Annotated in this window: 11 protein-coding genes and 1 pseudogene; 5 read left to right on the top strand and 7 right to left on the bottom strand. The window is 56.9% G+C overall.

Going from position 1 to position 22,791, the window contains the following annotated elements; genetic code table 11:
- Positions 1-69: 69 nt before the first annotated feature.
- The 3 genes from ACTD9P_RS08950 to ACTD9P_RS08940 form a co-directional block, all read right to left on the bottom strand.
- Positions 70-1,476 (bottom strand): aminotransferase-like domain-containing protein, encoded by a 1,407-nt coding sequence (locus ACTD9P_RS08950; protein ID WP_438867434.1) that lies wholly within the window; start codon positions 1,474-1,476, stop codon positions 70-72.
- A complete protein-coding gene (locus ACTD9P_RS08945) occupies positions 1,473-2,903 on the bottom strand; it encodes a hypothetical protein (RefSeq protein ID WP_438867432.1) in 1,431 nt (476 codons plus the stop codon). The genes ACTD9P_RS08950 and ACTD9P_RS08945 overlap by 4 nt, the downstream gene beginning before the upstream one ends.
- 721 nt (positions 2,904-3,624) lie before the next feature.
- The gene (locus tag ACTD9P_RS08940) at positions 3,625-4,647 is read right to left on the bottom strand and encodes a zinc-dependent alcohol dehydrogenase family protein (RefSeq protein WP_438867431.1); all 1,023 of its coding nucleotides are present in this window, start codon (positions 4,645-4,647) and stop codon (positions 3,625-3,627) included.
- 247 nt (positions 4,648-4,894) lie between these two features.
- Between ACTD9P_RS08940 and ACTD9P_RS08935 the strand changes: the two genes are divergently transcribed.
- Positions 4,895-5,809, top strand: a complete 915-nt coding sequence (locus ACTD9P_RS08935; RefSeq protein WP_069787568.1) for a LysR family transcriptional regulator — start codon at positions 4,895-4,897, stop codon at positions 5,807-5,809.
- Positions 5,810-5,961: 152 nt separating this feature from the next.
- Positions 5,962-6,675: pseudogene (locus ACTD9P_RS08930) on the top strand (tyrosine-type recombinase/integrase); the annotation flags it as partial.
- A 214-nt stretch (positions 6,676-6,889) separates the two neighbouring features.
- On the opposite strand, the gene ACTD9P_RS08925 reads toward ACTD9P_RS08930, so the two are convergent.
- The 4 genes from ACTD9P_RS08925 to ACTD9P_RS08910 form a co-directional block, all read right to left on the bottom strand.
- On the bottom strand, positions 6,890-7,603 hold the full coding sequence (locus tag ACTD9P_RS08925) for an ankyrin repeat domain-containing protein (RefSeq protein WP_438867429.1): 714 nt from the start codon (positions 7,601-7,603) through the stop codon (positions 6,890-6,892).
- Positions 7,604-7,876: 273 nt separating this feature from the next.
- The gene (locus tag ACTD9P_RS08920) at positions 7,877-8,596 is read right to left on the bottom strand and encodes an ankyrin repeat domain-containing protein (protein ID WP_438867427.1); all 720 of its coding nucleotides are present in this window, start codon (positions 8,594-8,596) and stop codon (positions 7,877-7,879) included.
- An 85-nt stretch (positions 8,597-8,681) separates the two neighbouring features.
- On the bottom strand, positions 8,682-9,395 hold the full coding sequence (locus ACTD9P_RS08915; protein ID WP_438867425.1) for a hypothetical protein: 714 nt from the start codon (positions 9,393-9,395) through the stop codon (positions 8,682-8,684).
- A 2-nt stretch (positions 9,396-9,397) separates the two neighbouring features.
- A complete protein-coding gene (locus tag ACTD9P_RS08910; RefSeq protein ID WP_438867424.1) occupies positions 9,398-20,413 on the bottom strand; it encodes a LysM peptidoglycan-binding domain-containing protein in 11,016 nt (3,671 codons plus the stop codon).
- Between the two features lie 237 nt (positions 20,414-20,650).
- On the opposite strand from ACTD9P_RS08910, the gene ACTD9P_RS08905 reads away from it, so the two are divergent.
- Genes ACTD9P_RS08905 through ACTD9P_RS08895 form a run of 3 tightly spaced genes read left to right on the top strand, consistent with a single transcriptional unit; the run spans position 20,651 to position 22,781 of the window.
- Positions 20,651-21,835 (top strand): tetratricopeptide repeat protein, encoded by a 1,185-nt coding sequence (locus ACTD9P_RS08905; protein WP_438867423.1) that lies wholly within the window; start codon positions 20,651-20,653, stop codon positions 21,833-21,835.
- A gap of 26 nt (positions 21,836-21,861) precedes the next feature.
- A complete protein-coding gene (locus tag ACTD9P_RS08900; protein WP_438867422.1) occupies positions 21,862-22,407 on the top strand; it encodes a tetratricopeptide repeat protein in 546 nt (181 codons plus the stop codon).
- 2 nt (positions 22,408-22,409) lie between these two features.
- Positions 22,410-22,781 carry a hypothetical protein gene (locus ACTD9P_RS08895; protein ID WP_438867420.1) on the top strand — a complete coding sequence of 124 codons (372 nt, stop codon included), beginning with the start codon at positions 22,410-22,412 and terminating at the stop codon, positions 22,779-22,781.
- Positions 22,782-22,791 lie beyond the last annotated feature (10 nt).

Raw genomic sequence — 22,791 nt, 5'->3', positions numbered from 1 at the left:
CAGTTTACTGAGAGTTGGACTACTGCGCGACGGTATTGATCCTACAAACCACAGAGAAGTTTCATGAATCTAGCTGATCTGTGCATCACGCAACGCCTCGCCCACCAATGCCAAGGCGATGTTCAGGTTGGGCTGCCCGTGGAAGGTGTTGCTCAGCCGCAGATGCTGGTGGTGCAGGCCGCACACGCTGAACAACTCACCCGGCGCTACGACGACCTGACGCGCCAGCAAGTAGTGGAAAGCCTTGCGCATGTCCACCGCCCGGGAGGCGCCCAACCAAAAGGTGGCCCCGCCCGCCGGCATCCGGTAAGTCACTTGATCACCCAGGTGCTGGCCCAGAAGTTCGCTCATTTCGCCCGCCTGGTCACGCAGCAGCCCGCGCAAGTGGTGCAGGTGCTGGTCGATTTTGCCGCTGTGGTACAAGCGCGCAATCGCGCGCTGGCGAATGGAGGACAGCCGGAACGAGCGCAGCAGGAACTGGCGCTGCAATTCAGCGCTCAAGTGCCGCGACAGCGCGTAGCCAAACGGTGCCTCTGGGCCGAGTATTTTCTCGAACGAGGCAAACACCACCAAACGCTCAGGGTTGACCAGATCGCGCAGGGCAGTCGATGCCGGCTTGAATCCCAATTCGCCGCAGGTGTCGTTTTCCAATAGCCAGCAATCGTACCGATCGAGCAGTTGTGCCACCTCCAGACGGTCCTGGGCCTGCAAGGCAAAGGCTGACGGCAGGCTGATAGACGACGACAGCAAAACCAATTGCACCGACTCGTTACGCAGCATCTCTTCGAGCACTGCCAGTTCCAGGCGGCCATCACCACTCCAGGGCAGCTCAAGGATACGTACCCCGGCATCCTGCAGAAGGCGCAGAATCGACCACTCGCAAGGCGACTCGACCACCACCGTGGTACCGCGCAAACCCAATACTTCGACCAGGATGTCGAGTACACCGCGCAAGTCTGCGCCGATGTACACGTCATCAGCATGCCAGTAACGAGTCGGTGATGAGGTGTAGCGAGCCGCCAGCGCCGCCCTCAGCTCCCATACCCCGCAGGGCTGGGACCAAGGCTGCAGGTGCCCTGGATACTGACGCACCAGCTCGCGCTCAAGACGTAGCAAGGCGCCGTCCAGAGAGGCCAGCAAGGCGGGCTCATCACCGCTGAGGACTGTCATGCCCGGGCGCCGGGACGCCACATAGAGGCGCTCGAGCAAATCTCCGCTGGGACAGGTCACTGGGCCACCGGCAAGCGGCCAAGCGTAATACCCCGACTTGGCCACCGAATACACCCTGCCCTCCTTTTCCAGTAGCGAATACGCATACTGAATGGTGGAGATCGACACCTTGAGTCGCTGAGATAACTGGCGCAACGACGGCAGCTTTACGCGCGTATCCGTGCTGACCTCGTTAATCAGGTTGATCATGTAGCGATAGACCGCCTGATACGCAAAGTCAGCCTGTCGCGCGCCCCGCAGCGTCATCGTCCAGACAGCTGAAAGGCCATGCCATCACGGGCTTGAGACCTTTGCACAGGCGCATTGCGGGCACCGCCGGGGGACAGGTTCATCGGCCGCTTGCGGTACAGATGCTGGAGCAAAGGCAACGGCAACCCACTGGCATCGGCGACCCATTGTTGCAACATCTCGGCGGCAGGCTTGCCCTGCAATACCTTGTGCAGCTCGGGCAACGCCACCAGCATGCCAGGGTGGCACTGACGCAAGTAACCTTCCAGCCGTTCGCCGTGATGAATGAAGGGTGAAAACAACAGACAGATCAGCTGGTTTTCGTCCAGGCCGAAGAACTGCTGAGCATAATTGCTCGACAATGCACGCTCTTCGCGACTGGCCACCTGGTTCACCAGCTCTTCGGGCACCTGCCGGCGACGCAGGTAATTGCGCGCCTGCCCCAGGAACTCCTCGACGCCCTCCTCGTAATGCAACTCGCGCAGGCACTCAGCCTGCAGGCCGCGCAGGTGCGCCATCAAAGGTGGGTTGGCAAAGCTTGGGTGGCTGAAGTGAAAGCCCAGCGGATCCGGCGTATAAGCCATGAAATCGATGAGCAATGGCGCGCTGGCGCGGTCAATGCCTTCGAGCAAGTCGGCAATCCCGATATAGGCCAGGTGGCGATACCCACCCGGGCTGACGTCAGCCTTGGGCACATAGTGCTCGCCATACAGGTCACGGTAGAAGTCGCCGCTCCACTCATCCATGCGCGTAAACAAGCCGCCGAGCGATGTCGGCTTGCCTTTGGCAGCCTTGACGCTTTTGGCCTGGGCAGCCTTTTTCAGCCAGGCCAGCAACTGGCTCTGTTTGCGCGCGGAGTCGCCACTGACCAATGCGTGCACGCCACCGTTCCAGGCGGTGACACGCTGATAGAAATCCCCCAGTGCCAGGTAGGCATCGTTGCACAGCGTGGCGCGAACATCGCCGGAGGTCAGATGCCCCACCATCAACATGTTGCGCTGGTGAGCTTCACAGCCGCGGCTGGAGGCCGGGCGCTGATGATTGAAGGGCAACACCTGTTCGTTTTCGACCATCAACAACTCGACCCGGTCGTCATCATGGAAAAACAGCCGGCTGTAACCGCGATGAATCGCCTCAAGGGTGTCCTGCGTCATGCCGGCGTGGCGCAACGTCGCCACCCGTAGCTGGAACGTCTTGGGCGCACGCGCGGCAATACTCAACTGTGCCGCACGCAGTAACGCCAAGGTGTAGGTGCTGACCTCACCACCGCCATGGGCCACCAGCACTTTGTAATCGCCCACTTGCTCCATGCCGCCGGCGGCCACGACAATACGCTGAATCAACAATTGAAGTGCGGTGCGCTCTGCGCGTGTGAAATACCCCACCAAGCGTTGTTGAACTTGCTGGTAAACATAATTCATGGCCTGTTCGTGAATAGCGCTCATAGTTCTACTACCTGAGTTGAAATATCAGTTCAAAACAACTACCGAGCGTAGTTGCCCGACCTATTGCATGTGTAAGAACGTTGCCTGCGGCGCAGTGTGTGCGACAGATAAACACTAGCACCCGGTAACAAATCGATAAGAGCTGCTTAATGGGCTCTCCCCCGGAGCGTTCGTGGCACCGGATGGCCGTACCGCAAGCATCCTGACGATTGGCAGCAATGCTCCTAGGAATATTCAGACAGGCTCCTACAGCCGTTTAACCTTGAATTCAAAGATCCATCTGACAAATAAAAATTGTCAAACTTCAATCTCCATCCATGCATCGCTTGAAACCCGCCCTTGGAGTGCACACCGCCTCGCGTCCTGGCAGAGGTCGCGCCACTCGTAGTTGCAGGAAGTACCCGCCAATGAATCAAAACGTCATTCATTACTCAGTCCTTGAGTTGAAAGTGAAGTGGCAATTATCAGGGCAGAAATAATGATTAACAGATACAGAAGTTGGCCGAAAAGCAGTTCAGATAGTTACCGGGCCAAATACGCAGGGCGCAGACACAACAACGCCGCGCTGAATTTCAGGGCGGCGACGGGAAAAAGGGCATCGTTTGTGGGGCCGGACGGCCGTTGCGCGTTTCAGACAACGCGCGGATTCAACCCTGTCAAATGGCGCATTTGCCCCATGCGCCCAGGGTTTGCAAGACTCATTTACGAATCTTCCTACACCTCAAACAGCCTCAACCTGCAACGCTACGCGCTCGCGGCACGGGCATTCGTCCATGTAACGGTGTGCTTCTACAAACTGGCTGAACGCAAACACTGTGGTTTTCAGTGGCACCAGCACGCGGTCGGCCGTCAGTTGGTTGATGTCACGCAAGGCGCGTTGCAAGGCAACGTGGTCCTGAATGATGCCCAGCTCCGGCTTACCGGTGAAGTTACCGATACAGTGCACAAAGAACTGGATGTTCTTCTGGAACGCTGCACAGGCCGGGAATGGCGTCTGGTTGCCACCTTGCAAGCCGTAGAGCACCAGGCTGCCACGTGGCGCCAGCACATCACCGAGCAACGACATCTGCGGGCCGCCCAAGCCATCGAACACCACATCCACGCCGCGGTTATCGGTGAACTTGTTGATTTGCATCAGCAGGTCCTGCTCTTCGGTGACGATGACCTTTTCCGCCCCCAGCGACAGCAGGTATTCACGCTCGGAACTGTCTTTGGTCGCGGCGATCACCCGCACGCCCAGCGCCTTGCCCAATTGCACAAACGAAGGGCCTGCACAGTGGCTGGCGTCCGTCACCAGGGCAAACTGGCCGGGTTTGACCCGCGCCAGATCCATATAGGCAAAGTAGGCGATCAGCAGCGGCGTGTAATGCACGCTGGCTTCAATCGGGCTCAGCACATCCGGATAACGGGTCAGCGCCGAACGCGGCAACACGATTTGCTCGCCATATACCGGGTAATCATTGGGGCTTTCGGCCGGAAAACTGGCGACTTTATCGCCTACCGCCAAGTCATCCACGCCCTCACCGAGGGCCACCACCACACCGGCCATCTCATGGCCAAGGCCGGACGGCAGACGTGCATGGGAAGACGCCAGGTTCTGGCGCCACAGAATGTCATACCAGCTGATGCCAATCGCTTCGACACGCACCTGCACTTCGCCCGGTGCGGGCTGCGCGGCTGCATGCTCTTCGCATTTGAGCACCTCGGCCGGACCAAACTTGTGAAAACGGATCGTGCGGGACATCGCAAACCTCGTCAAAGTAACCTCTAATGCCATGAACTCTATCTGGGCTTTCCGGGTAAGACCACCGGTCGCCATTAATAGTCGACATGCCTGTCATTGATTCCGCAAGTGAGGCATTGGCCTCAAGTATCGTAGGAAAACTGAATTATCCGGTGCAGAGTACCAGCCTTTCCCCGTAAGATTCATGCCGGTCATTGTTTACATGTGGCCGCTCACGTCAAGTTTGCTGACTCTTCCAGGACACAAGATGAACCGTAACGACCTGCGTCGTGTCGACCTTAACCTCTTGATCGTATTCGAAACCTTGATGCATGAGCGCAGTGTGACCCGCGCTGCCGAGAAATTGTTCCTTGGCCAGCCGGCCATCAGCGCGGCGTTGTCGCGCCTGCGCGGGCTGTTCGATGACCCGTTGTTCGTGCGCACCGGGCGCAGCATGGAGCCGACCGCACGCGCGGTGGAAATCTTCGCCCTGCTCTCCCCGGCCCTGGACTCGATTTCCACCGCCGTCAGCCGCGCCGCCGAGTTCGACCCGGCCACCAGCACCGCCGTGTTCCGTATCGGCCTGTCCGACGACGTTGAATTTGCCCTGCTGCCGCAACTGCTCAAGCGCCTGCGTGCCGAGGCGCCAGGCATTGTGCTGGTGGTGCGCCGCGTCAACTACATCCTGATGCCAGGCCTGCTCGCTTCCGGGGAAATTTCCATCGGCGTCAGCTACACCGCCGACCTGCCGGCCAACGCCAAACGCAAGGTGCTGCGCCGCAGCCTGCCGAAACTGCTGCGTGCCGACAGCGTGCCCGGCTCCCTGAGCCTGGACGACTTCTGCGCCCGCCCTCACGCCCTCGTGTCCTTCGCGGGCGACCTGAGCGGGTTTATTGATGAAGAACTGGAAAAACTCGACCGCAAACGCCACGTGGTACTGGCCGTGCCGCAATTCAACGGTCTGGGCACACTGCTGGCCGGCACCGACATCCTCGCCACCGTACCGGATTACGCCGCCGAGGCACTGACCGCAGCGGGCGGTTTGCGCGCCGAAGACCCACCGTTGCCGGTGCGCACGTTTGAGCTGCATATGGCGTGGCGTGGGTCGCAGGATAATGATCCGGGGGAGCGGTGGTTGCGGTCGCGGATTCAGATGTTTTTTGGCGACCCCGATAGCTTGTAACTGAATTTCACAAAGATCCAAAAAACGTTTATTAACAGCTGGTTACCACGACTTTTAGTCCACTGCCATCTGTCTAAATCCAATGGATTCCAGGGTGTTTGGGGGCATAATTGGGGGCAAAATTTTGGTTTTGAAAAATTATGCCCCCACCGATGGCAACTGCTAATGCTGCTGTTTTCAGACGAAAACTCAGCGATGCTTTCATCCGCACCTTGGCCGAACCCGGTAAGCACGCCGACGGCGAAGTCCCTGGCCTCTACTTGGAGGTAAGGGCGTCGAGCAAGCCAGGAAAAGCCCCTTCCAAGGTCTGGCGCTTTAAGTATCGGCTGCACGGCAAGGAAAACCGGTTCTCCATCGGTGCTTATCCCGACATCGGATTGAAAGAGGCGCGCGACATTGCTCGCAGCGCACGCCGAGACGTGGCCAACCACATCGCTCCGCTCAAGGCCAAGACGACCAGGATCAAGGCACAGTTGCTCAATGAAGAGCGCACCTTCGCTTACGTGGCCGATCAATGGTTGGCGTTCAAGTCTGCCGAACTGGTGACCAAATCCATGGCGGGGTTTCGCGGGGCGCTGAATAACCACATCTTGCCAGCCATTGGCAAACAGCCCGTCAGCGAGATCAAGCTGGAACACATCACCACAATCATTACCGAGTTGCGTCGCCAGCGCACCATGGCCATGGCCCGGCGCGTGCGTACCATCATCCGTGCCGTCCTGGGCTTTGCCGAAGGGCGCGGATGGGTGGAACGTAATGTGGCACTTAGCAACATTGAGGAGTTGAAGATCCACCATGTCGTGACCAACAACCCAGCGATCGAAAGGCCAGCGGACCTAGGCCGGTTTCTTCTACGCCTCGATGACTGCAACGAAGTGTGTCACTCGGCGTCCGTGGCTAGTGGCCACTATTGTTTTGTCGGCGGATCATAGCCAGATCGGAAACCGGGCGGCAAGGGGGTGAACTGGAAAATAAAAAATATTTTTGAAAACACAGGATAGGACGAGGCGTTTGGGGGAGATTTAGATTAAGGCCTTGCGCGCCTTGTTTTAGCAGTTAATGGCGCGCTTGACAGCATGGTTAATTCACACCTTTGGCCTTCAATTTATCGATGACTTTAGCCTTCCATTGCGCTCCATCCGGATTAGGATATGCATTAACTAAATTTACGATTTTTTCGAGCTTTGGAAGGTCATAGTTATAACCCTGTTCCAACAGCCAAAACACCACGTCGAAATTCCCTGTGGTGGCTGCGCCCCTTGCCGCCGATAGACCGTTAGCGTCGTGAAAATTTACATCTGCGCCTGCTTCCACCAATAATTTTACGTTCTCTAATCGTCCCTGAGTGGCAGCCAGATATAAAGGTTTTCCTTTTATGCCAGTGGCTCGAGTGCCATTAGCGTCCCCTCCATAACGCAATAGTAGCTTTAACAACCCAATGTCATCTCCTCCAGAAACGAGCGCCATGGGTGAGAAGGGTTTAAATTGCGGCGTTACCTTTTCAGTGTCAGCTCCTGCTATTAACAATGACTCAACGCCTACAGTATTCCGTGATTTGAGAGCCCAAAATAACGGCAAACTACCGTCTTGCCCTACTGCGTTCAAATCCACACCGCTTGCTGCTATTCTCTTTACTTCGTCTGCTCTCCCATCCATAGCGGCGCTTACTAAACCAACTACCTTGGAGTCCTCATACACCTGCTCGACAGTACGCCCCGCCATCGTCACCGCTGCTTGCGCCATTGACACACTCATTACTATAGTAAAAATAAATAGGCTTATCTTTCTATACATACTCAACTATCACCTCCACCCCCTACCCACCAATACGCACCCAATAAAAAGCACAATCCAAACAATGAACATATCGTTATAAAAACACCCTCTCTTAAAGTAACCGCACGCCTATCACAATAGCTCAACAATGATTGCGCGCACCTTAATCATTGCTCAACCCTCCCCTGCAGACAAGTTTTCATAACAACTCTAGCGCGCCCTATTTTCTCTTTCGCATATTCAATTCGACGACATAAATCTCAATCGATGAAGCGCGTTTGACATTACGAGTTAATTCACACCCTTGGCCTTCAGCTTATCAATGACTTTTGCCTTCCAAGCCGGGCCTTCAGCTATTGAGAATGCTTTAACAATATGGGTATCTTTAGCAAGGCCACTCAAGTCGTAGGTATATCCTCGATCTAAAAGAAAAGCGACAATTTCAAAGTTACCCATGGCTGCTGCAACTGTCGCAGCAGACAATCCGGTGTCATCATGGACATTAACATCCGCCCCCGCATCCAGAATCAATTTAACATTCTGTAAACGACCCTGCGCCGCCGCCAGGTACAGAGGTTTTGTCTTTATTGTCGCGGCATTAACGCCGTTAGCGTCAGCCTTGTAGCGCAGCATCAGCGCTAATAAGTCGGGATTATTGCCGCCCGAAACGAGAGCCATTGGAGAAAAGCCCCGTGATTGTGGCGTTACTTTTTCTGTATCGGCGCCAGCGTTGAGCAACGCTTCAACACCAGAAGCACTCTTTGAATTCAAGGCCCAAAAGAGTGGTGTTGTGCCGTCCTTACCCACAGTATTCGGGTTTGCTCCTGAGGCGACGAGCCTTTCAACTTCGGCCACGCGACCATCAATTGCAGCGTTGACCAAGCTCGCGACCTTAGGGTCTTCGTAGACCTGTTCCACAGTTTTCCCTGCCAACTGCAATCCGGCATAGGCAATGGAATCCAACAAAAGCAACGGCAAACACATTACGTAGACAAGGCTGATGACTTTCATTTGCCACCTGACTGTATTTTTATGAAAACAGTATGTCAGTAGCTACAACACCCTAAAATCAAGGAAGAACACATATCCACTCCCTCTACCACCGCCACGCGTGAGCGCTAGAGCCTGAATAATTAAGGTATTTCAAAACAGCACCCAGCCTATAATCAACTATAAGTCCGTTATCCAGCCCTCCGCCTTCAACCTCATACCCATTGGTATAAAATGCATCCCCTGCGCGCTGCCGATAAAGATCGTCAGCCTCGTCGACTAAACCACTCACATCTTCCTTCACCTCGCCACCGCTCAATATATCCAAGTAGAGTTGGTAGCTTTTCGCAGCAAGTACCGATCTATTCGTTGCGAACAACTTACCCAGATCAACATTGATAGCATCATTCAGTGAGCTCAACGGATGCCCCGTCAAAATCATCCCCAACAGGTAATCTAAATTTCGATCTGGGGATTCAATCGACTGCCACTCTTCCTTTGTTTTCACCTCTCGATCAATCAAAAATGCAACCATCCGTAATTTCTCGACAGGAAAAGCGTTCGCTACATTAGCTTCAGGTTTTAGCTCACACAAAGCGTTCAGACTTTCCAGACCTCGGTCTACGACTTCCTCAATGAGCGCATGAGGGTTCTCTCTCATTCGCCATGTAATTAACGCCTGCATGAGTCGATTCAGAAAAACTTGCCGAGCATTAAGCGAAAGCAAGTGGTAATTACCACTTTTTCTGGCGTGCGCAAATCCGTCTTCAAAAGTAGCGGTTTGTTTTGCGAAAAACTGAACACTTTCTGTAGAATTCATTTTCATCTCTTAATTGCTGGAACACTTGGGTCCGGCCACCCGACAGGTAACTCATAGGTAGAACGGGTTTTATAGAGTGATGTAAAGCTTTCAAGCTGCCCCTTCGACCCGTCGATGATCAGCTTGTTAACAAACGCATCATGCCCACCATCACCATAGCGCAAATAACGACTTAATCGGCTTAGATTATAATCCAGGCTTCCCTGACGCAACCCGCCCGCATCAGTCTTCAAGCTGGATAGGTACTTACTCGCCTTGGCCTCTACTATCGCAAATTTATCCTCTTGAGAGAACACCAAATCGACACCCTGGTTGCCCTTGTAATGAAGTGAAACGTCTTCCAATTCATAGCCTAGCCGCCTCATCTCTTTTGTTGCGAAAACCACGCCTTTGGCCTCGCTTAAGGTTTGCGTCGCAGAAACCTGTTTTAGCAAGATTTCCCGCCGCATATCGGTAACAACAACGGGGACTTCATCGTCAATCTTAAAGGCAAACCGCGCAAGGGTTTGTGCGCGTGAGGCCAGCAGGTCGGCTCGAGAAGTGAATGCACCCAGCGTGGCGAGGCCTCCTCCAACCCGGCCGGCATTGCCAAACATCTGCATTCCCATAACCATGATATCGGTAGCCGCTTGGTCGAAGCTACGGTCGCCGATCTCAGCCAATGAGATCGGCGCCACATTCAACCCTGCCCACAGCGTATTCACACCCAACGCGACGCTGTTATGAATGATTGCATTCAGACCATAGGCCGAATCGCGTATAGCATCACCTGTATCGAAATGAGTAGTGTATGTACTCATCAGGTCAGTATCCGCATATATACCGGCCGAAAATAAGGGCTGAGATTCTTTGAATACGAGACGCCGCAAGTCACTGGGCAACACTCCACCATTTTCATCAGCCTTACGAGACAGGTATTTTAGTTCCGCGCTTGTAAGTGTGTCGGGAAGTTCTCCCCTGTCTAGCATTTGTTGGAATTGGTTAGTCGCCAGTGACGCCGTTAAAGCAGTAGGTTTCTGAGTGACGCCAACCTGATTTAGCATATAGCCGCCGAGTGTGTTCCCAAACGCATCAGCGGCCACTTGCCCGAAATCAACTCGCCCGCCACCAAACCACTTATCTCTCAAAACCGCTGAAGCATAAGCACTGATTTGCCCACGCACCGTTGAACTCACTAATCCCGAGCCGTTACCACCGACGTATCCGGCAACGGCAGCCCCGACCGCAGACGCTGCAACATTGCGCCAACTGAACGAGTTATCCAGCCCCACCACTCGGCTGGCAATCTGGCTGTTGGCATAGTTGAACGTTCCCAGTGCCGCGTAGCCAGTGCCGTAGGCACCTCCAGACTTCATGGCTTCTGCCGCAGTGCCAGCCCATGAGCCCAAAGTGCCAGCCTGCGCCAACGTGCCAAACCCTGCGGTTAACCCCGATGTCAGCCCACCAACAGCAACTTGCTTCCAGGAAAACTCATCGACTACTCCCAAGGCTCTACCAGCCAGTTGCGATGCAGCGCTTCCGACAACGCCACCAAGCACTGCAGCCCCTAAACCCGCCCATCCAGCAGCCCCCGAAAGTACTGCCGCGCCGGTCAACGCAAGGCTGCCGACAGTGGTTGAACTTGCAACGGCAGCGGCCACAGGGGCGGCTGCACCAGCGGTTAGGACAGTGGCTACGACTGCCACCACAACCATGACAACACTCGCCAAGCCGCTACTTTTCTTTTTCTTGGGCTTCGGCGGGGGCGGGAGTGTGGGACTTGGCGTAGTATTACCAATAATATCGTCAACACTATAGGGTTTAAATGTTTGTGAATTATTATGCGTACTGCCGACGACGTTAGGTATTCTTAGGGTGTCTCCTGTCAGCAAAGGCTTATTTGAATCCAAGCCGTTGGCATCTGCAATGAGATACCACATCCCTGGATCACCCCATACCGTTTGGGCGATACGCTCAAGGGTATCGCCCTGATTGACGATATAAACGGTTGGGTTCAATCCTGGGTAGTCGGTAGATATTGGCGTAAACGTATCACTGACTTCTGCAACGCTTGCAGTGCCTATGTTAGCCAGTGCCTTTCCATCATAATAATAATAATTCTGGCCAATTTTATTGTTCTCATAGCCTGGCTCATACCGCGCTATAATTTGGCCATCACGATTTGACGTAAACGTACGATATCCCACACCGTTAAATATACTGTCCAGCGTACCTCGTTGGGTGTAAAGGAACGAGTTAGTGCCTGGCTGCCCGCCCAAGCTCCATGTCGCAACTGTTTCACGCTCTTTATATGAGTCAGCCAGGTAATAGGACTTGGTATAAGCCCCCGTATAACTCACGCTTGCACCGTCACCATTATAAACTACGTAGCGATAGGATCTTTGATTACCCGCAGCATCCATCATGGCGGCTTCACCATAATAGGTCGCTTGGGATAACCTTTGCACGCCCCCTGTGACCTTGTAATTGGTCTGCGCCAAAATCTTCCCATCGCCACGATAGGTGTAAGAGATCACGCTTGAAACCGCGCCACCCGCAAAAGCAATTTGGTTGGTGCGATTTTGTTGCAGGTCATAAAGATTCGAAAAATCAAGCGTCGCATTCCCTTGAGAAATAATAGCCTTGGACGTGTCCGCTGCCGCCGCACGATAGAGGCTTCTACTACTCGAACTATTTACCTGACCTATATCGTTGTAGGCATATTCATCACGACGAAAGACCTCATTGGCACCATTGGTACTGCTCCACTGCTCGGAAGCAATCCGACGCCCGCCACCGTCATATATATTGGCGTAGCCCTTGGCTTTTACACCTTGCTTACCAGCAACTATTTGCCCGCCGGATAGAAAACCATCGCCCACCAAGACCCGATCTTCAAGATCGAATCTATTCCAATTATCAATGACTGTCCGAGCCCCTGCCTGGTTGGTTGCATCCATGTACGTACGGCGACGATTGCCGTACTCATCAAAGTCGTAGCGCAGAGAATCAATACGTGCGGTATAGGCCGGTGACGGCATCACACCATACAAAGTCGTACCGACTGGCGACCGTGTTTCTTTCAGCCTGGATCGCTCATCAATAAAATAGCGTGTTTCTGTGCTTGCACTGTAATCCCAAACAAATACTAATGCACTTTTCGACCTGCGAGTCTCTATAGAGCGAACTTTCTCTCCAGTCAAATTATATTCACTGGATGAAATCGAAGAGTCAATTTCGTTTGGCCCCCACCCCTCGGATGTATCCTCCACCGATTTCGACAGACCGTTAGCGTAATATTTATAGTTTACGATCTGCGAAAGCCCCGTGTCTTGATAAACGCCTGGACTTATTTCAAATAGCCAAGGAGTGACTTCTCTGACAACCTGACCGAATGAGTTGTACGTATAGTTATAATTAGCCCCCGCCAAATTTTTCCGACTGACCAGGCGGCCATAGGTACCTTCATCAAACACCCAAGACAGAGCGTTGCCCAGCCCATCTATCTCTTTGGTTTTACGATTGCTCTCACTGTACTCATATACTTTTTCGATTTTAGACTCGTTTCGAGTTCTAACCGTATTCCCCCGCTCATCAAACAACGTATACCGCACATTCCCCGCCACACCCGTCGTCACACCGGACCCACTGGCACTCGCCAACGTCTCCTCAACCGCACTGCTCCCACTGATCTCCCCGACCAACCGCCCTGCCTGGTCATACTGGTTAGTCAACAACGTCACAGCGGCGCCATTGCGCACAATCCCATGGCTGACCTGACGATTCATCGCGTCATAACCGTCCACCAGCACCACGCCCAGTGCATCCTGGGTGGCCACACGGTTGCCGTGTACGTCCATCAGGTAGGTGCGCATGTACCCCAGCGCGTCGAAATCACGCAGCAACTCACCGACTTGGTTGTACTGATGCTGGCGCGTACGCAAAACCGTGCTGGTAGGCACACCGGCATACGGCCCCACCAGGTCGACTTCCTGGATCAGTAGCCCATTGAGGTCATAACGCTTTTCATGGATCAGGCTGGCACGGTAGCTGGTGCCGTTTTCACGCAGGATGTCGGTGACAGGCAAGGTTTCCGTCAGTTGCTTGTTGTTGTGATCGTAGGTGTAGGTGGTGACGTAGCCGCGCGCGTCGGTGCGGGTCAGCAGGTTGCCCCAGCGGTCATAGCTCTGGCGAATGATCGGCGTGGCCAGTGTGAGGTTGATGTTGTTGAGGGTGTCGGCGTTGATGTTGGCTTCAAACGCCGGCAGGTGTTGTTCCAGTGCTCGCCCGAGCACGTCGTAGCGGGTGTAGGTAATGCGATCATCGGCGGCGGTATTGACGTCGCCGAGTTGGTTGCTGCGGCTGGCCTTGGCATTAAGGTCGTAGTCGACCTGGGTGATGCCTTGGGCATTTTGCTGCTGGGTCACGCGCCCGGCCTGGTCGTAGTAATAGGCCGCTTGCAGGTGGCCATTCAACAACTGGCTGGTCACTTCGCCAAAACGGTTGTACACCGCTGAGTTGATGGTGGTTTTCTGGGAGTTGTCGGCGGCGGTGTACCAGTCGGTGGTGGACAGTTGCTGGCCCAGCGCATCGTAGGTGTAGCCACGGCGAATGGTCTGGATGCGCGTGACGGCCGCGCCGCCCACCGTCCAGCCACTGAGTGTGATGTTGATCTGGCGGCTTTCCTCCACGCGCCGGCCCGCCGCGTCGACCTTGTAGGATTGCGCCGAGCCGTTGGCGTCGATGTTTTGCACCTCGTAACCCGCCGCGTCAAAGCGTGTGCGGGTGACACGGGTGGCACCGGCTTGCTGGTTGCCCGTTGAATCCACACCAGCACTTTCGGTTTCGCTCACGACCTGGCCGAACGCATTGAGGGCGTAGGTGGTGGTGGGTGACGCATAGACGATCCCGGCCGCAAAAGGGTCCACTGCGCCGTTTTTCGCCGTGGCGCGGGCGGGTTCGACCAGCCGCACGGTTTGCCCCAGGGCGTTGTATTCCGTGGAAGTGACGTTGCCTGCCGCGTCCACCACTGCACGTACGTTGCCCACGCCGTCGTAGTGCATCTGGCTGACCATCAGGTTGCCCACCACCGCCACGGCCGACGCCGCGCCGGACTGGCCATTGATGATCTGCTGCCAGTACCGCACGCCCTCCTGGGTCACTTGGTTCAAGCGGCCCATGGCGTCGTATTCAAAACGTGTGCTGCGGTCGTTGGCGCTGGCCGGCGGCGGGCTTGGCGGGGTGCTGTCGTCCCAGCCGCTCAGGCCGTTGGCGTACTCGACCTGGCGGCTGACCTTGCCCAGGATGTTGTATTCCAGGCGGGTGTAGTTGCCCTGGCCATCGACGCTGCCAATGCGTTGGCCGGCCTGGTCATAGTAGTACACATTGCTGGCGCCGATCTGTACGGTCACGCCGTTGGCGTTGCGCGCGATCAGGGTTTCACGCACCAATTGGCCCAGGGCGTTGTAGCTGTACAGCGTGGTGGGCGATGCGGTGATCAGGCTCGACGTGGCACTGTTGCCGGTGAAGGTGTAAATGCCTACCGCATCCTGCTGCACCGCAGTTTTGCGGCCCAAGGCGTCGTAGGTGGTGGTCAGCGTGCGGTCTTGTGCGGGGCTGGCTGTCAGGGTGGCGCTGGTGAGGTCGCTGGCCGTGTAAAACCCGACCGCCGGCTCCGCGGCTGCCAAGGCATTGGCATAGCGTTTAGTGGTCAGGCGATTGCCTTGGGCATCGTAGGTGTAGGCCGTCACGCCCTTGAGCGGATCAACGTCATGGGTCAGCCGCCCGAGGCTGTCGTAGACCTTGTAGCTGTCCACAAAGTCAGTGCCCGGCGCGCCGGTGTTGTTGACCCGCACGCGATTGCGCACGGCATTGCCCAAGGCATCGTAGGTCACGTCCGTGGTGACCTGCAGTGTATTGCCGGTGCCGTCCCAGGCTTGCTGATAGGCCCCGGTGACTTTGTTGTACCAGCCCGGCGCGGTGACCTGCACCTGGTGGCCGACCGCATCGTAGGCATACCCGGTGGTCCTGGCCTGGCTCAGGTCATCCGCCGCCGGGTCGGCCGCCAATGCACCGCGCAAGCGCCCTACGGTGCGACTGGTGACATTACTCAACGCGTCATAGGTGATACGCGTGACTTGCAGTACCGAGCGGGTGCTGACCACCCCGTTGATATCGATGCTCGACACCGCAACGGCCGGGGTTATTTCCTCGACCAGACGGTTCACGCTGTCGTAGCGATAGTTCCACACCGCGCCATTCTTGTTGGTCAAGGTGGCGCGATTGCCCACCGCATCGTAGGTGTAGGACTCGGTCTTGCCGGCCACATCGGTCACGCTGCTCAGTTGCCCGGCGGCGTCGTAGACCGAACGTGTCGCGTAGGCCAGCGCCCCCAGGCTGGTCAGCGCCGCTGTCACGCCGTCGAAGGTGCGGGGCGTGCCAGTGGGCATGGCCTTGTCGTAAATGCGGCTTTCGGTGATACGCCCCTGTTGGTCATACAGGGTTTCGGTGACCTGGTTGAGTGCGTCAATGGTAGCCCGCACCCGGCCCATCTGGTCATAGAGATAGCTGGTGACCTGGTCCTTGGCGCTGGCGCCGACTGGAATACTGGCCGGCGCGTTGCCCAGGGCGGCCAAGGTGGCAGGGCTCAGCGCGGTGGCGAAGCGAGTGGTGCTGGCCAGCCGGCCATCGGGGTCATAAGTGTTGCGGGTGACGCCGCCAAGGGCATCCACGGTGTCTGTCAAATGCCCGGCACTGTCATACACATACCAAGTGCTGTTGCCACCGGCATCCAGCTTGCGCGTGACTTGGTCATTGGCGTTGTAGAGGTACTGCGTGGTGAGGTTGTAGCCGTTGGGATCGATGCGCTCGGCCGTGCGGCGGCCGAGGTTATCGAACACATACAGGATGACTTGCTGGTACGGATTGGCAGTGGTGCCACGTGCCACCTGGATCTGCCGACCAAAGCCGTCATAGGTATAGGTGGTGGTCAGTTTGAGGCCGTTGGGGTCTTGCACCACCGTCAGCAACTGCCCCTTGCGGTCGTAGGCATAGTCGGTGATACGTTGACCGGCCTCGATCATGCGCACTTTGCGCCCCTGGCCATCAAACACATACTGCGTCGCCACCCCAGCGGCATCGGTGCGGCTGATCATGCGGTTCGCCGCGTCGTAGCCGTAGGACGTCACCCGGCCCGCCGCATCCGTTACGCTCAACAAATGCCCGACACCATCGTAAGCACTGCTGGTGGTACGACCGAGGCCGTCGGTACTGGTGAGCTGTTGGCCGTTTTTGTCGTAGCTGAAGGCCTGGGTGATGCCTTGGCTGTCGGTGACGGTCAGGGTTTGGCCGTGACGATTGCGCACGGTGGTCATGGCCAGGCCGTCCGGCGTGGTCACCACCAGTGTGCGGGTGCTGTCGTTGTATCTGTAAGTGGTGATCAACCCGCGCGCGTCCTGCTCGCGCAGCACTCGCCCAAAGGCGTCATATTCACGGCCCTGGGTCTGGCCGAGAGGGTCGCGTTCAACGATCACACGGCCGTTGTCGAGGTAGTCGGTGCTGCTGATCTGCCCTCGCGCATCCATGCGGTGGATGACGTGCCCAAAGGCGTCGTAGACGCTGCCGGTGCCGCGCGATAAGCCGTCGACATCTTCTGCGCGCCAGATCATTTCACCGCGCTTGTTGTAGGAGCGGTTTTCAACGATCGTCGCGCCGCTGGCGCTGATGCGCAGGCTGCCGGTCTGTTCGCCAAACAGGTTGTAGCCGTAGCCAACGGCATTGCCCAGCGCATCGATGCTGCCTGCCAGCAAACCGGAGGTGGTGTAGGCGTAAAAGCTGCGGTTATCGTTGTTGGCATCGCGAATGGCCTGCACCAGTGCATTCACTTGCAGCGTCAACAAGCCGCCCGACAGTGACGCAGTGGTGGCCGCACTGAGCCGGTTGGTGAGGGTCGAGCGTTCGCTGGCATCGCCGAAGGCGGTGTAGCGGGTTTCACTGACTTCGCCCAAAGCGTTGATCACGTGGGTCAGGCGCCCCGCCGCGTCGTAATAGGACAGCGTGCGGTTGCCCAATGCATCACTGGCGCTGGCCACCCGGCCGGCAGCGTCATAGCGATAGGTCAGGCCGTATTGCGCGTAAACCGCAGCCACTTGGGCATCGGTCATGCCGACTGTGATACGGCCAGACGCCTCGCCCAGCAGCTTGCCAAGGGTTTGCCCAAAGGCGTCATAACGCGTGAACGTGCTGCGCGCTTCGGGTGTGCCCTGCGCCTGGGTTTCGCGCACCAGGCGCCCGGCGCCGTCATACTCGTAGGCCGTTACCGTGCCGTCGATGGCCGTGCGCTGGGCCACGCGCCCCTGGCCGTCAAACGCGGTGGTAGTGGTTTGCCGCGCGCTGCCGGACACGGCGGCCTTGAGCGTGGAGAACCCGGTGTTGTCGGTGACCGTCGCGGTATAGACGGCCGCATAGCGGAAGGTTTGCTGGGTATTGGCGGCTTCGTCGAAGACTGTTTCGGTGACGAACTGCTGTTCATCGAGGCTGCCGATCTGCCGGCCACCCGCATCATAGAAATACCAGCTCGACAGGCCGCCACCGTCACCCGGCCTTAGTTGGTCGAGCGTGCCGGTGTCGCGGCTGGCGGCAGCGGTGGCGGTGGCGTAACGAACGGTCTGAACCAGCCGGCCAGCGGCGTCATAGCGGTTCTCCCGCAGGTAGCCTTCGGCATCCAACTGCCCGGTCTGGCGCCCGCCGGCATCATAGAAAAACCGCGTGATGCGATCTGCGCTCTGCTGCTTCACCAACTGGCCAAGGCCGTCGTAGCTCAGGGTTGTCACCAAGCCCGACGGCGCGGTGGTGGTGCTCAAACGCCCGGCGGAGTCGTAGGTGAATGTGGTGATTCGATCATCACCATGGGCCGCAGGCCGCACTTGCGCCACCAGGGTCACAAAGACATACGTACCGTCGTACCCGCCGGTGGTGTCGATCAAAGTAGCGTAGCGTTTTTCCTGAATCCGCTGCCCGGCTTCGTTGTAGACAAACTCTGTGACGGCCCCCAGGCCATTGATCTGTGCGCTGACCCGCCCCGCTTCGTCGTACAGCACGTAAGAGCGTACGCCCGTGGCGTCCTGGACCATGGTTTGCCGGCCGGCTGCGTCGTACACATACAGCGTCGAGCGCGGCGTCGCATTGGCGGCGGTCTCGCTTTGGGTGATCAGCCGGCCCAGGGTGTCGTAGGACTGGCTGACGGTCAGCCCTGCGCTGTTAGTAGTGGTGACCGTGCGATTGAGGCCGTTATACACCGTGGTACGCGTACCGGTTGCATCGGTCTGGCTGAGCACACGGCCCATGCCGTCATACACAAGCGAGGTCAACTGCGCCTTGGCGTTTCGATCCGCCCCACGCACTGCCAGCGTCTGCAGTAATTGACCGTATTCGCTGTAAATGAACTCGGTCACGTTCGCGGCACCGTCGAGCAGGCCCGCGCCATTGGCGGCGACAGCGGCATACACCACGCGGCGGCTGAGGTTGCCGCGATAGTCGTAACTGAGCTCGGTCAGCGTCGAACGGGTTTTATCGCGTGCCGCCGCCCAGGTGTTCAACGCAGACTCGGACAGCCCATCGGTGGGCGCCAGCCCCGACAGCACGAACGACGCATCCGCGTAGCTGATTTCCTGGGTACGCAGACCATTGGCGTTATAGCGGTATTCCACCACCTGGCCCGCGCCATCCACGGTAAAGCGCAGACGGTTGCTGCTGTCATAGGCGTAACGCGTGACCTGGGCGCTGCTCGCTGGCGGTTCGGTCCAGCCGCTGCCATTCCAGACGGCCGGCACGCGATAGCGCACCTCGTTGAGCAGTTGGTTGTCGGCGCTGTAGCTGCGCGTGAGGGTGTTGCCTGCGCTGTCGCGCTCCAGGATCCGGTTGCCATTGGCATCGTAGCCATAGCTCACCGAGTTGCCACGCCCATCGACGACCTGGGTAACATTGCCGTCGGCGTCGTAGCTGTAGCGCGTGGACAGACGCTGGCCATTGATGGCCGGCGTGCGTACCTCGATCAGTTGGTCCTCAGAGTCGTAGTAATAGCTCCACTGCTGCCCCAGCCCGTTGAGCACATCGGTGCGACGATTGGCCGTGTCATAGCTCAAACGTGTAATGCCGGAAGCGTCACTGACGATGCTGACGCGGTAATCAGAACCCACTTGTTCATAGCCGAAGTTAACAGTGGTTCCATCGCTCTGTGTGATACCAGCAATGTAGAAGCTCGACTCAAAGTACGTATACGACGTGGTATAGACATTGCCATCGGCGATGCTGTTGTCTTGCGGGCTCAGGTCGGTGCTGACACTGGTCAGGCGGCCCAGGCCGTCATAGGTGTAATACACCTGGCGCGTCAATGCCTCACCGGTCGAACGCCGCGTGTCCAGGCGCTCCAGCTTGCCGGCGGCGTTATAGTTGAGCACCAGCTCCTGACCGGAGCTGTCCTTGACGTTGTTCAAACGTCCCTGGGGGTCATAGCTGTAACTGATGCGGGTGCCATTTGCATCGGTGGTGGATACCAGTTGGCCGTTCCAGTTGTAACGCTCAGTGGTGCGCCGTGAACCATCGGTCCATACCACCTGCCCTGCTGGGTCGTCCCACGTGAGGGTGTCATGCGCACCATCACCCTCGGTCGACTGATAACGCGTCCCGTCCCAGCGATAGAGCGTTTTGTGGCCATCGCCGGTGACGCGGACCATTTGACTGCCGGCCGTGTTCAACGCACCTACCAACTTCACGCCGCGCTCGGCATCCCACCGCCAGCCATCGCCATCTCCGTCGCTGAAATCGCCTCGGGTGTTGTAGGTCCGGGTATGCAGCAGGTCCTGGCCAAGGCCCGATAATTGCTCATCGGTAAATCGCAGGACCAAGTTACCGTTGCTGATATTGACAAGTGCCTGTCCACTCGCCTGACCGAGGCTGCCCTGACCCAGCGAACCGCCGCCCAGCAAGTTGAGCGAGGTGTTGAACAGACCCAATCCATTGCCGGCAACGATCGCTACCATTTCCCTGACTCCCCGACCCAACTGAACCGACGTGGCGGTTCCAAGACAATTTGGCTGTCCGCGAACGCGGTAAATCAGCCCCTCTGTCAGTACTTATGCGTCGATTTCGAGAAATGTTTAGGGCTAATGGAATTTTTTTATTTCAATCCAAAATCGCCTTTTAACCCATGACATTGAGTAAACGCTGAGGCAATAATCCGGGGTAATACCACGCATGCCCCAGGGAAGAATTGATCGATGAGCACAGACAGCGCACTCGCCTTGCAACAACGCTTGGTACGTCTATTGACGTTTCTGGGGCACGACCCAGGCAACCTGACCTTGCTCTGCGATGCCATGGGCCTGGCCATCGCGTTGGACGACCAGGTTTCGGGGCGAAAGTTGATCGAGCATGTGAACAACCACCGTATAGAAGACCCTAGAGTCTTCGCCCATGGCGCCCACCTATTGCTCCAGGCAGGCGACTATTCGGCAGCAGGCGCCTTTGGAGATAAGGCCATAACGGCGGGAATAAGCGATCCCGCAGTGATGTACAACACTGCGCTCGGTCACTTCTATAGCGCTGATTTTGAAGCTGCGACCACCCTACTGGCGCATCTGACCCAGCACGCCGATTGCCCCGCCGCAACGCTGCTGATGCACGCTCGCGCCTTGCACCAACTGGAGCAGACAGAAGAGGCCGAGGTCCTGGTTACTCGTGCTCAACAGCTCGAACCCGACAACCTCAACATTCGCGGCCTCCTGGCACTTTTACGCTATGAAAACGACAACCTTCCTCAGGCATTGAGTACGGCCCATGAAACGCTGGCCGTTGACCCGGATCAGAGGGATGCATTGATTGCATGCGCTACGGTTCAGTTTGAGCAGCACAATGTAGCGGCCGCCCGCAAAGCCTGGCACCACACCCTCAAGGTCTATCCGGACTGCGGTCGAGCGTGGTCGGGACTGGGCCTGTTAGAGTTCAGCGAACTCCAATTCGAATTGGCAGAAAATCATCTGAAGACTGCCGTCCAATGGATGCCCAACCATATCGGGACCTGGCATCTGTTGGCCTGGATTTACATCTTGCGCAAAGACTGCGCTCAAGCCCGTGCTGCGCTGGATAAGTCCTACGCGCTGGACCGCAGTTTTGGAGATACCCATGGTGGGTTGGCGGTCGTCGATATCATGGAGGGGCATTCAGACCTGGCTCGCAAGGGTATCCGTCGAGCGCTCATGCTCAAGCCCGACAGCTTGGCCGCTCATTACGCACAAGCACTACTACTGCAACAGGCCGGTCGAGCCGAGGAAGCTCAGCGACTGATCAGCGGGCTTCTGGAGAACAATCGTCCGGGCACCAACATCACCGGGCGCATGCTGGTCATTCAATGGCTACAGCTTCACCAGCAAGGTACCGCGCCTCCCAACCCCGGCCAACATTGAAGTCATAGCCCCAGGAGACCCACGCTATGCTGGATGCAACTGAATACCTGCACTTGGCAATTCACGCCAGCCAGGACGGTAATCACCACGCCGCCCTGAACTATCTCAATACCGCATTGGAACAACAGCCGGACAATGCGGCCGTTCGCTACTTCCTGGCAGCCGAACACGCCGAACTTGGGTTAATGGATCGTGCCCATGCAGGTATGACCCAAGCATTAGAGCTGGATCCGCGCATGGATATCGCTCGCTTCCAACTGGGCCTCTTGAACCTGCAACTGCAAAAAGTCGAAGAGGCTCGCGCTGCGTTCGACCAACTGCAGAGCCATGCACAAGACCCTGGCCTCAAATGGTTTGCCACCGCCTACCTGGATTTGCTCAATGAACAGCCTGAGGGCGCCATTGATAAGCTGACACGTGGCCTGGCCGAATGCGTGAATCCTGCCTTGAAGGCCGACATGACTCGCGTGCTGGCCAGTCTGACGAATGCAACCGTTCCCGCAAAAGACGATACCATCACCAAGCCCAGCGTATTTCTTGGCGCCTACCGTGACAATCTCGAGACTCCGTAACAATGAGCAAGATCGATCCCACTCGCCTCTCCTACGTCCTGGCTGCTTTGGCCAAACCCAAAGAGCGAGTGACATCGAGCGCAAGCAACCCAGCGTCTCCCAGCAAAAACCAAAAGTCCGGCAAAAACATGGAGACGCTGCGCACCCGCCTGCACAGCCGCCTAAATAGTTTGAATCAACACGCAGAAGGCTTTCGTGACGCTGCGCCTGTCGTCACAGTTCAGGAGATTCTGTGCTGGGAGTTTGGGGATGGGATTCTTGAGCATGGCGAATTCAAGCACATTGCGCAGAAGGTAACGGAGACAATGATGGGTGACCCAAAAGTGGAAAAAGCGATGCATGCCATTGTTGATCAGGCCCTATCTGAAAAATAAGACCGTTTTT

Source organism: Pseudomonas onubensis (assembly GCF_965653655.1).
Taxonomy (GTDB): Bacteria; Pseudomonadota; Gammaproteobacteria; order Pseudomonadales; family Pseudomonadaceae; genus Aquipseudomonas.
Note: the sequence above shows the minus strand (reverse complement) of the source record. Positions and strands in the feature narration are given on the sequence as shown.